At 37.4% G+C, this 12,031-nt stretch carries 10 protein-coding genes; 3 read left to right on the forward strand and 7 right to left on the reverse strand.

Annotated features, from left to right (window positions below; genetic code table 11):
- Positions 1–32 precede the first annotated feature (32 nt).
- Positions 33–956 (forward strand): polyisoprenyl-teichoic acid--peptidoglycan teichoic acid transferase TagU, encoded by a 924-nt coding sequence (tagU, locus tag MHI35_RS16270; RefSeq protein WP_144523647.1) that lies wholly within the window; start codon positions 33–35, stop codon positions 954–956.
- A 114-nt stretch (positions 957–1,070) separates the two neighbouring features.
- Positions 1,071–2,221, forward strand: a protein-coding gene (locus MHI35_RS16275) for an IS3 family transposase (RefSeq protein ID WP_284553710.1) whose coding sequence is annotated in 2 segments (ribosomal slippage) — positions 1,071–1,344 and positions 1,344–2,221 — 1,152 coding nt in all. Because the reading frame shifts where the segments join, the coding sequence is not laid out codon by codon here.
- Positions 2,222–2,282: 61 nt separating this feature from the next.
- Here the strand turns inward: MHI35_RS16275 and MHI35_RS16280 are convergent.
- The 5 genes from MHI35_RS16280 to wecB all read right to left on the reverse strand — a co-directional run bounded on the left by MHI35_RS16280 (position 2,283) and on the right by wecB (position 8,351).
- Positions 2,283–4,115 carry a CDP-glycerol glycerophosphotransferase family protein gene (locus MHI35_RS16280; protein WP_249407334.1) on the reverse strand — a complete coding sequence of 611 codons (1,833 nt, stop codon included), beginning with the start codon at positions 4,113–4,115 and terminating at the stop codon, positions 2,283–2,285.
- The gene (locus tag MHI35_RS16285; protein WP_340992715.1) at positions 4,105–5,298 is read right to left on the reverse strand and encodes a CDP-glycerol glycerophosphotransferase family protein; all 1,194 of its coding nucleotides are present in this window, start codon (positions 5,296–5,298) and stop codon (positions 4,105–4,107) included. Before MHI35_RS16285 ends, MHI35_RS16280 begins: the two co-directional genes overlap by 11 nt.
- Positions 5,286–6,311 (reverse strand): ribitol-5-phosphate dehydrogenase, encoded by a 1,026-nt coding sequence (locus MHI35_RS16290; RefSeq protein WP_144520625.1) that lies wholly within the window; start codon positions 6,309–6,311, stop codon positions 5,286–5,288. The genes MHI35_RS16285 and MHI35_RS16290 overlap by 13 nt, the downstream gene beginning before the upstream one ends.
- The gene (locus MHI35_RS16295) at positions 6,304–7,020 is read right to left on the reverse strand and encodes an IspD/TarI family cytidylyltransferase (protein WP_144520622.1); all 717 of its coding nucleotides are present in this window, start codon (positions 7,018–7,020) and stop codon (positions 6,304–6,306) included. The genes MHI35_RS16290 and MHI35_RS16295 overlap by 8 nt, the downstream gene beginning before the upstream one ends.
- A 197-nt stretch (positions 7,021–7,217) precedes the next feature.
- A complete protein-coding gene (gene wecB / locus MHI35_RS16300; RefSeq protein WP_144520619.1) occupies positions 7,218–8,351 on the reverse strand; it encodes a non-hydrolyzing UDP-N-acetylglucosamine 2-epimerase in 1,134 nt (377 codons plus the stop codon).
- Between the two features lie 269 nt (positions 8,352–8,620).
- Here wecB and galU point away from each other — a divergent pair, with 269 nt between their 5' ends.
- Positions 8,621–9,502, forward strand: a complete 882-nt coding sequence (galU, locus tag MHI35_RS16305; RefSeq protein WP_034660174.1) for a UTP--glucose-1-phosphate uridylyltransferase GalU — start codon at positions 8,621–8,623, stop codon at positions 9,500–9,502.
- A gap of 26 nt (positions 9,503–9,528) precedes the next feature.
- Here the strand turns inward: galU and tagH are convergent, their stop codons facing one another.
- Complete coding sequence (tagH, locus tag MHI35_RS16310; protein WP_335349552.1) at positions 9,529–11,130, reverse strand: teichoic acids export ABC transporter ATP-binding subunit TagH; 1,602 nt, start codon at positions 11,128–11,130, stop codon at positions 9,529–9,531.
- 19 nt (positions 11,131–11,149) lie between these two features.
- Positions 11,150–11,977 carry an ABC transporter permease gene (locus MHI35_RS16315; RefSeq protein ID WP_065097920.1) on the reverse strand — a complete coding sequence of 276 codons (828 nt, stop codon included), beginning with the start codon at positions 11,975–11,977 and terminating at the stop codon, positions 11,150–11,152.
- Between the last annotated feature and the right edge of the window lie 54 nt (positions 11,978–12,031).

The raw sequence follows: 12,031 nt of genomic DNA on the forward strand, positions 1-12,031 counted from the left end.
ATGGAAGAATCATAGAAAAGGTGAGGGACATTATGAGAGCTGAAAGAAAACGAAAGAAGAAAAAGGTTCTTTGGATTGTTTTATCGATTATTGGCTTATTCGTATTAGCAACTGGCGGATATGCATATCATCTTTGGAATACAGCAGCATCAACCGTGGCAGGCATTCAGGAGAATTTGAAGAAGTCAGATAAGCGTGACAAAGATGTCGATTTAAATAAGAAAGACCCGATTTCTATTTTAGTCATGGGTGTTGATGAAAGAAAAAATGACCGAGGCCGTGCGGATACATTAATATACATGACCGTTAACCCAAAAACCAAAACGACTGAGATGGTGAGTATCCCACGTGATACGTATACGAAAATTGTCGGAAAAGGCACAATGGATAAAATCAACCACTCCTATGCATTCGGCGGCACACAAATGGCCGCTGATACTGTAGAGGAATTGCTTGATGTACCTGTTGATTACTTCGTGAAAGTCAATATGGAAAGCTTTAAGGATGTTGTCGATACACTTGGCGGCATTACAGTGAACAGCACATTTGCTTTCAGCTATGATGGCCACTCATTTGGCACAGGAGAAATTAATTTAAATGGTGATCAAGCCCTTGCCTACACAAGAATGAGAAAGCAAGATCCAAAGGGTGACTTCGGACGTCAACAAAGGCAGCGCCAAGTCATTGAAGGCATCATTGCTAAAGGGGCAAACATCTCATCTATTACAAAGTTCGGCGATATGTTCAAAGTTGTGGAAAACAATATGAAGACTAACATGTCATTTGATGATATGTGGACGATGATGAATGACTACCGTGACGCAAGACAGCATGTGGAGCAGCACGAGCTGAAAGGAACGGGAGCTCGCATCAATAATATCTATTATTATCAACTTGATGATAGCAGTCTGGCTAAAGTGAAGAAGGAATTGAAGGACAGTTTGGAAGCGTCATAATAAAAAAACACCTTTCTCCAAGACTGACCCCATAAGATGAGACAAATAAAAAACACCTTCAAGTTTGAAAACGGATTGTTGTGATCCGAAATAAAACATGGAGGTGTTTTTTCTATGGGGACAAGAGTGAGTTATCCGGTTGAAGTCAAACAGAAGGCTGTGGAAATGAGGTTGGCAGGCGTACCTATGAAAGAGATCATGCAGGAATTGAATATCAAGAATAAGACGCAGGTTCAGACATGGGTGAGATGGCATAAAGCTGGGGATACACACAGGTTCGAACAACCTGTTGGAAAACAATATACCTATGGAAAGGGCCCCGAGTACTCTTCTGAATTAGAGAGACTACAGGCAGAAAATCGCTATTTGAGTCAACAGAATGAAGTTTTAAAAAAGTACAACGAATTGGAAAGGAAGTTGATAAGGAAACGTCAATCAAACTGGTAGAAGAATTTCGCAAAACGATGACGGTACAGGACATCTGTGTCCATTTAGGTATCTTACGTACTTCGTATTATAGATGGAAAAAGGATTTGACTCAGACTCATTCTAAAAGACAACTAGAGAAACAGGTCGGCACGTTGTGCCGAAAGCACAAATATCGATATGGTTATCGGAAAATCACAGCCATACTAAAAATGAGAATGCGTATTAACCATAAAACTGTTCAACGTATCATGCAGAAAAACCAGTGGCAATGCCGGGTTAAAATGAAAAAGCGTAAGAAGAATGGGCAGCCTTATGCCGTAGCTGGTAATATACTGGATCGGAATTTTCAGTCTGATCGCCCTCTTGAAAAACTAGTAACGGACATCACGTATTTGCCTTATGGACAGAAACAATTGTACCTTTCCAGTATATTGGATTTATATAATGGAGAAGTGATTGCTTTTACGATTGGTGATAAGCAGGACACAGACTTTATCTTAAACACACTTAATCAGCTCCCAGCACTTCCTGAGAATTGCGTGTTACATAGCGATCAAGGTTCTGTGTATACATCTTACGAGTATCAGAAAGCTGTTCATATAAAAGGCATTACCATGAGCATGTCCCGTAAAGGGACGCCCGCTGATAATGCCTCCATCGAATCGTTTCATTCCTCACTAAAGTCTGAAACGTTCTATCTTAACAGGATTGATCGCACTACAACCACCATCGTAGAACGCACTGTCAAAGAATACATTTATTATTATAACAACATTCGTATTCAAACGAAACTAAACAACCAATCACCGATAAACTATCGGCAATTGGCTGTATAAAGGTGTTTTGATTCCTGTCTCAAAAACGGGGGTCAGTCCCCTCCATGAAAGGTGTTTTTTTTTAAAGAATTTCATTTTCATGACTTTTATTTGGCTCTAATAAGATTGCATCCACTACCCTTTTACTCGACTGACCATCCAAATCATCAAAGAAGTAATGTACAAACGAATCTAACTTCTCGAATTCGTACTGTTTATTTTTAACTATCGACACTAGCTCATTACATGTTTTAGCAAGTGGTCCTGGAATAAAGGAAAAATACTCATAATAAAAATCACGTGTCCTAATATACTCGTCCACATCATAGCTAAAGAAAATCATTGGTTTTTGTAGCAGCGCATATTCAAAACAAACTGATGAATAGTCAGTTATCAGAACATCTGCAAGTAAAAGCAACTCATTAATCTCTCTAAAATCAGAGAAATCATAGAAAAATTCACTATATTGATAAGGAATGTTTATTTGATTTTTAACAAAAGGATGGATCTTAAACAAAAAGACATATTCATCATTCAGCTCTTGATAGAGCTGATCATAATTTAATACTTCAAACGGATAATGTGCAGATTGCTGACCATTCCCTCTAAATGTCGGGGCAAATAAAATCACTTTTTTCCCTTTTAAAAAAGGATATTCTTCATATAATCTAGATCTGACTTCTTCTTTTTTTAATTCATCGAAAAAAAAGTCTGTTCTAGGTATTCCAGTCGAAATGACATTTTCAATATCTACACCAAAACCTTCCGCATAATGCTTGCGGATATGATCAGAACTTACAATGACCTTTGTATAATTCTTATGATTTTTTGATGTTGGTGACGGACCGCCCGGCAGACCTATTCGGCTGTAACCAAACGTCTTAAATGCGCCGACTGCATGCCATAATTGGACAAGATCCGCATTTTTTCGAATTTTCAATGGATAGATGATTGGGTAGAAATCATCTATTAAAATATGCCGACTTGTAGCAAAATGATAAGCCATTCGTATATATTCCGCTATGCTTTTTTTAGAATTAATGCTCTCTTTTAAGAAAAACTGAAAATTAAACGTTTCTTCTCTATTTAAAAGCTCTTGATAGACAAATTCAAAGTTTCCTGATAAATCAATGCGGCTATCAGACGCGAAAGTGATTTTCTTCTGTTGTAATGGCAGGAAACAAAATAGTTGATATAAGATTTGAAACATAATACGCTTCATTTTACGCGCTATTCGATTTTCATTTTTCATAGTAGTTTCTATTGCACCTTGGTCAATTTCTTGGAGTTTATGTGATGAAACATGTACGGTTTTTTCCTCTTCATCATATGTGACAATGAAATTATATTTCACTCTTTTCTTAGCTGAAAAGTGTTCCATTTTCGTAGCATAAATATCCTGCTTCAGAAATTGATTGATGTTGCCCAGCGTGTGGGTCTCATGGTACTTGATATTATTTTCATCCAGCACTTCTAATTCTAAATATAAATGAAAGTTTCCCTGTGGTAATGGCTTCCCCGTATTTACCTTTGAAAAGTTTATTTCCTGGTAGAAACCAGCCCATTCATATTCTTCTGAAAGCCCGAGCTGTTGTCGATTCGTTTCGTTTAATCTTTGATTTTTTAAAGGAATGGATTTTACAATATCCCCTTTTTGAACGATCAATAATTTTTTTCTTACTATATCTTCCCTTTGTAATGGAATGTCATCAATGTACATATATCCCTCAATCGTTAAAAATGATTCATTCCATTGAAACTGTGTGATTGCTCTTTGAGGAATATTTTTATTGACGATTACATCTTCTGCTTTATCGAATAGTGAGAATACTTTTTCTTCACTCACTTCCTCTACATGGTCAAGATTTTTTTGAACACTCTTTTTCTTAAAAAGTGTCCCTAGTTTAAATTTCAAAAACTCTCTCTCCTTCGTTCGGTGTTTCATTTATTAAACTTAGAATTAACGAAACAACTCGCTCTGTAGAATGTCCATCACAACGATTCATGAATCGATCTGAAAATGATTGATAGTTCATTTGTTTTCCATTTAACTTTATATTCCTCAAATCCTCTATTAGAGGCTCTATTTTCGTTCTTATAGGTCCTGGTGCAAACTCTGGAAATGAATAATAAAAATCTCTTTCTTTCACATAATTCTCTAAATCAGGACAATAGAAAAACATTGGCTTATTCAAAAGACTATATTCAAAAATAACTGAAGAATAGTCTGTAATCAATACATCAGAAACAATCATTAGCTCGTATAAAGAAAATTTTTTAGAAATATTGATGTCACCAACAAAACTTTTTTGCATATAAGGATGCACCTTTATTAGGAGCTCATAATGTTCACTGCTTAAATGCTTAAACAGCATTTCTCGATTCAATAGAAATTGCTCGCCATACTGCTTATTTACTCCTCCTCTATAAGTAGGAGCATATAATACTTTCATTTTATTCTTTAATTCGGGATATTCTTCGTGAAACCTCTTTTTCACTTCATGAATATGTTCCTCAGAAAAGAAAAAGTCTGTTCTCGGAACGCCTGTTGCTAATATTTTCTGTTTTGGCATATTGAATGCTTCAGAAAATGGAGCAATTGCTTCTTCTGAACTAACAATTGCATAATCATAATTAGAATGAACAGGAACTATTTTCAAATATTCAGATGAAGGTCCTCCCTGTTTGTCTGTTATACTGTGACCAAATTTTTTAAACGCACCACAAGCATGCCAAATTTGAACGACCTTTGTTTCTGGCCGCTTTTTAATTAAATAAAGAGGATAATAGTAATCATCTAATAAGAGCACCTTACAAGTAGCAATGTGATACAGAGATTTGAATAAATAAAGAGTATAGTAAAGCTTGCCCAAAAACCCGCCTTCCGACTTTCTAAATAAGAGAATAATCTTCAAACGGGGGTGACTTTTCAACTCATCATAGACATTTTTGAAATTTTCGTTTATCTCATTATCTCTATAAGAAGCAATCACGATTTTATGCTGACTTACTTGATATAACTTGGAAAAAATCGTGTAGACTATTTGGAAAAAGAATTTCAGAATTTTTGTCATGTGCATTGTTTTTAGATTTCCCATTTCATGATTGTTTTCCCCCAAGAAGAAGTCAGATCTTCTTCAAATGCCTTTCCAATGTCCTCTATTCTTCTCACTGTATGGACTGTTCCAATCAATGTTTCCAAATAATCTATTATCTCTGGAAATTCATTTAGTAGATTTACTGTATTTGCAAAATCTTTACTACCACTCCTGCTGCTTCCAATAAGAATAATGCCTTTCTCAAGAATCATTCTTGTGGCAATCTTCACAGGGTATTCAGACACACCTAATAAAGCAACAGAGGCCTCTGGTTGAGTGAAATCAATAATTTGTTCAATTGCACTTTCACTGCCACGCCCACCGACGCATTCAAATGCATGATCAACACGAACTTCTTTTGGGATGTCATTAATTTGGTAAACTTCATCAACAAAAGAGAAATGTTCTAGCTTATATTGGTTTTTCCCAAAAACGTATACTCTACAAGATGGATAACGTTTTTTTAGAATCAAGGAGGTGATAAACCCTAAATTACCATCACCCCAAACCCCAAATACATCTCGCTTTTGGTGAGCCACTCTTTCAAATCTACTCATTGCATGAACTGCAATAGTGATCAGTTCAATAAAAGCGGCAACATGAAGATTCATTTGCTCTGGTAGAGCTACAAGGCGATCTGGGTTCATGAACATATAATCCTGCATAAACCCATCAAAGCCACTTGATCTAAAATAGCTTGAGCGCAAGTAATTTTCTGCAATAAATTCATTTTCTTCATTTGGTATATTCGGAACCATCACCACATTTGTGCCAACTTTGAACGTCCCAGTAGGATCATACATTACTTTCCCTACACCCTCATGAATCAGAGCCATCGGAAGTTTTTTATCCATTGCTTCCTTCCCTCTTGTTCCTGTAAAATAGCGCTGATCCGCAGCACATATTGACAGATGGGTTGGTCTAACAACTACTTGACCAGACGTAAACTCCTTGTCCTTATAAGTCACTTCAAATTGTCTAGCAGAAACCAATCGATATGTTTGATTAATCATTTTTTATGTTCTCCTGTAAAATAGCATTCGCCACTTTTAAATCGTATGGTGTCGTTACTTTTATATTAAATACCTCGCCACGAACTAAATTTACTTTCTGCCCTGCTAAAATACAAATTTTACAAGCATCTGAGAGTACCTTTTTCTGTTCTTCTGTTAGTTCGCCATACAGCCGTTTTAAGAGAGATATCTTAAAACTTTGAGGTGTTTGGCCTTGATACATGTTGTCACGTACAGGTATATCAGTGATATTTGCACCGTCTTCTGAAGTCACAATTGTATCTATAGCAGGGATAACAGTATCGACAGCATCATGTTCTAGAACGGCATTAATATTTTCCTCAATAATTCTGTGGGTTAAAAATGGTCTTACTGAATCATGTGTAACAATGACATCATCATCATTTAATCCATACTCTTTTTCAATAAAACGAACTCCGCTCATGATTGATTCGTTTCGATCTATTCCGCCCTCGATTACTACTAATCTATCATCAGCATGTATGTATTTTTCCAGTATATTCTTTGTATGGTTAATCCATTCTTTAGGAGTTACAATGATAATTTTCTCAAAACGATCATTTAATAGGAATTTTTCAACAGTGTGAATAATGATAGGGCGATTATTTAACGGCAAGAACTGTTTTGGCATATTGACATTACCCATTCTAGAGCCTTTCCCACCAGCTAATATTTCTGCATAAATCATACTTAATACCCCTCTCAATCATGTCAAATAAAAAATGGCAATATTTCGATATGAATAGATTGTAAATTACATTACAAAAAAACCATTCATATCTTAATATATGCCATTATAATACCACATTTTTATAAATTTTTAATATTGATTTAAAAATTATAACATCTGTCGACAAATTTTCTAAAATGATAGTCCATCAGTATTTAGAAAGAAAGTGGTTTTATTTTCGTCAAGCCATATCGGTAAAGAAGTAGCTCAACAATTCGTCTGGATGCTTGTCCATCACCATAAGGGTTAGAGGCTTTCGACATTCTGTCATACTCTTTCTGATCTACTAGCAGCTCTTTTGCCATTTTGTAAATGGTCTCTTCATCCGTACCTGCAAGCTTAAGTGTGCCAGCTTTCACGCCTTCTGGACGTTCTGTTGTATCACGGAGCACTAATACTGGCTTCCCTAGAGAAGGTGCCTCTTCTTGTACACCGCCAGAATCCGTTAAAATAAAGTGTGAAGCGGCAGCAAAGTTATGGAAATCAACGACTTCAAGCGGTTCAATTAAGTGCACACGATCGAGACCGCTAAATTCTGTCTGAGCTGCATCACGTACGGCAGGGTTTAAATGAACAGGATAAACGACCTGAACATCTTCAAACTCTTCTACAACACGTCTAATGGCTCTAAACATATTTTTCATTGGCTGACCAAGATTCTCTCTGCGATGGGCCGTTAACAAGATCATTTTATCCGTGCCTATTTTCTCTAAAATAGGGTGCTGATAATGCTCAGTAACCGTTGTTTGCAGGGCATCAATCGCTGTATTACCAGTCACAAATATCGTTTCTTCTTTTTTATTTTCTGTTAGAAGATTCTGCTTTGCTTCATGTGTAGGTGCAAAATGAATATCAGCAATGCTTCCGGTCATTTGACGGTTCAATTCTTCTGGGAACGGCGAATATTTATTGTGTGTTCTCAATCCTGCTTCGACGTGCCCAACTGAAATTTGGTGATAAAATGCTGCCAAGCTTCCTGCAAAGGTCGTTGTTGTATCCCCATGGACAAGGACAATATCAGGTTTTTCTTCTTGGAATAATTGATCTAGCTTTAACAGTGCATTCGATGTGATTTCAGATAATGTCTGGCGTTCTTTCATAATATTTAAATCATGATCCGGTTGAATGTCAAAGGCTTTCAGTACTTGATCAAGCATTTGCCTGTGCTGAGCAGTGACAGTGACCGTGGATTTGATTTGCGGATGTTTTTTTAGTTCAAGGACAAGGGGTGCCATTTTGATCGCTTCAGGTCTCGTCCCGAATACAGTCATTACATGTAATGTTTTCAATAGTCGATGCCTCTTTCCTTCTCATTTATCATATGTTTATTATACAAAAGAATAGAAACGAATCCTAATCATTCAATTTTCAATCTTTACATCGCCTTTACCCTTTTCAACATAAAAATTTACACGGACCCTTTACAATAGGTGTTGTATCAGTTCATACATTTATCGTAAATCATTTGTCATTTCTATCATTTGTAAGTTACACTTTATGAAAGATGAAAAATGAAGTCAAATCATTTTTTCAATATGTAAGGAAGGTGCAAAGTTCATTGAAAAAAGTACGTAAAGCCATTATACCAGCTGCAGGTCTTGGGACACGTTTCCTCCCTGCAACAAAAGCGATGCCTAAAGAAATGCTACCAATCGTTGATAAACCAACCATTCAATATATTATTGAAGAAGCAGTTGAATCAGGAATTGAAGACATTATTATCGTCACAGGAAAAGGAAAAAGAGCCATTGAGGATCATTTTGATTTTGCACCAGAGCTTGAGCGCAACCTGGAGGAAAAAGGGAAGAGCGAGCTTTTAGAGAAGGTGAGGAAATCCTCTAACATTGCTGACATTCATTACATACGCCAAAAGGAACCTAAAGGACTTGGACACGCTGTTTGGTGCGCGCGCAACTTTATCGGTGATGAACCTTTCGCTGTTTTATTAGGTGATGATATTGTTCAAGCCGAAACACCGGGGCTTCGCCAGCTGATGGATGAATACGAAAAGACCCTTTCATCTGTAATTGGAGTTCAACAGGTGGCAGATAGCGATACGCATCGCTACGGGATCATCGACCCTCTTACACAAGAAGGACGCCGCTACCAAGTGAAAAACTTTGTGGAAAAGCCGCCACAAGGTACAGCACCATCCAACCTAGCTATTTTAGGACGATACATTTTCACGCCAGAGATCTTTATGTACCTCGATCAGCAAGAAATTGGTGCAGGCGGGGAAATTCAACTGACAGATGCCATCCAAAAGCTGAATGACATCCAGCGTGTATTCGCCTATGATTTCGAAGGAAAACGATACGATGTCGGTGAGAAGCAGGGCTTCATCGAGACGACTCTCGAGTTTGCCCTTCAGGATGAGGATCTGAAAAAGAAACTCATTCCATTTATGAAACAGCTTCTCGAAAAAGAAGAAGTGAATTAAAAAAAGCTGCCGAAATCGGCAGCTTTTTATTTGATCACTGAGATCGTCAGTGTATGCTGTTCATTATCAATGATAAACAAGTTCTTTTCGCCCTTCACTGCGAATTTCGTTTGTTTCTCATTCAACCAAACGTTCTGTTCTGTGAGACCAAGTGTAGATGGCGAGATCGGCATGACCTCACGGAATACCAACGTATTCGCCTGTCCATTTTCAATCACATAATCGGTTTTCTCAGTGGTCAGCCGCTCAATAGTAGCACCTTGTTCACTTTTGATCGAGCTCAGCGTTTGCATTTTTTGCTTCAACACAGATTCTTCTTTTCCAAGGAAAGAAAGTAAATACTCATACGAGCCAGCAGATGCGGGCGATACATACGAGTTGAACTGTCCAGGTCCAATGGATAAAGCCTTTAATTCCTCAGCATGTTGAAGCCCATCAGGTTTGACAAAATACGTCTCTGATGCTGTTTTGATTTGAACGGTTTGTTTATTTTCAGCGACTGCTTGTACCTCTTGACCAAATGGCAAAGTGACATCTGCCTTCTTTTTCATAGCTTGATCTTTGTACACCGTAAGTGGATCTGCTGTAACAATCGTCTGTTGATCCACCTTTTTCATAGCAGGTGCCCCCTTCGTTAGCGGGTTCTTTGATTGAGGTGATTCTGTCTTATCTGATGGGATGGCGCCGAATGTTGCCAGTGTACGAAGCGGCCGATCTGAAAACATCGATAAGGCAAGTAAAATCGTTAAAACAGCTATTATCGTTACTTGAAAGGCAGGCCCAAAAAATGAACGTCGTTTCCCACTTTCTTTATAACGGGTCACTTTCTCCGTCTTTTGTACGCCTTTTCTACCTTCCTTGTGTTCCATTTGGTATTTTTGTTTCTCTTTTTTCGAAAGCTTGTTAAACCAGTCAACAAACTCCTTATACTCTTTTACAACTTTCTTCGTATCATCAAACATACGAAGCTCACCATAATGCATCCAAGCCACCCGATCACAGATTTTTTGAATTTGACTAATGGAATGGCTGACAAAAAAGATTGTCTTCCCTTGTTCTTTGAATTCTGTGATACGATCCACACATTTTTGATAGAAGGTTTGGTCACCAACAGACAACGCTTCATCAATAATTAAGATATCTGGATCGATATGCGCTGAAATGGCGAAACCTAGACGTGATTTCATTCCGCTTGAGTAGCTTTTCACAGGCTGATCAATAAAGTCACCAATATCCGCAAACTCTACGATTTTTTCATAAAGCTCATCTATCTCTTTATTCGTTAGCCCCATCATTAAGCACTTGAGGCGAATGTTGTCTTTTCCGCTTAATTGGTTGTTCAGGCCTGCCGCAATGGCAATTAACGAAGGCTGACCATCCATATCAATTTCACCACTTGTTGGTGGAATAATTTTTGCTAGAAGGTTTGACATTGTCGATTTTCCAGATCCGTTGATCCCTACAAAACCAATTGTCTCACCTTCATATACATCAAAGGATACATCACGAACAGCAAAGAAACCTTTTTCATTTTTATTGGGTAAAAACAGTCCTTTGATCTTGTCCGACTGCTTTTTATATAAGACGTATTGCTTGGATACGTTTCGAAACGAAACCTTTAGTTTCATCGTATAATCTCCTTACTTTTTAAAGAAAATCGACAAATTTATCCCTAAATTTCATATGAAGCAACGAACCGACTGTTAAAAGAAGAAGCGTGATCAGCCAAAAGTAAAGCGTATATTTCACATCATGGAAGAACCATTCTCCCTTTAACAAGCTATTTCTAAAACCATCAATAATGTAGAAAAGAGGATTCAATTTTAGTATATCCCCGATCCATGCTTTGTCTCCAGTGAGCTTCTCTGAGATATTCCAAAAAATCGGCAGCAAAAAGAAAAGCAAACGTGTCACGGATTGTAAAAGAAATTGATAGTCCCTCACGAGTACGCTAATCGTAGAATTAAACAAGCTAAACGAAAACATAAACGCGATCATACAAATAAAATAGTATATATATTGCAGCCAGTGCGCATCAGGATATATGCCATAGGAAATGAGCACAATCAGATAGACACCCATCATGACAAAGTAGCTGAACAAGTTGGACATAATCACTACAGACGGCAGCGCACTAATCGGAAAGTTCATTTTCGATACCATATTAATGCGTTTAAACACACTGTTTGATCCATCAAGAATCGTTGGACTAATGAAGAACCAAGGGATTAATCCCGCAAGCATCCAAATGATAAATGGAACTTCCATTCCCCCAATAACAATGGGCTGTCCTCCGCGAATTCCCAGACCAAAAACAAACCAGTAAGCCAGCATTTGAATCAATGGATTTAAAAACTGCCATAAAACACCTAAATAATTCATCTGATATTTTGATTTAGTTTCATAAACAGCAAGCCGCATAATCAGCGGAAATGAGCTAATTTGCTCCTTTAGTATCGTCAACATTGCGTTCATTCGAATCTTCCTTAGATATAAGTTTTTGGAATTACTTTTTTTAAAAGCACCGCT

The organism is Bacillus sp. FSL K6-3459 (genome assembly GCF_038003305.1).
Lineage (GTDB): Bacteria > Bacillota > Bacilli > Bacillales > Bacillaceae > Bacillus > Bacillus pumilus_O.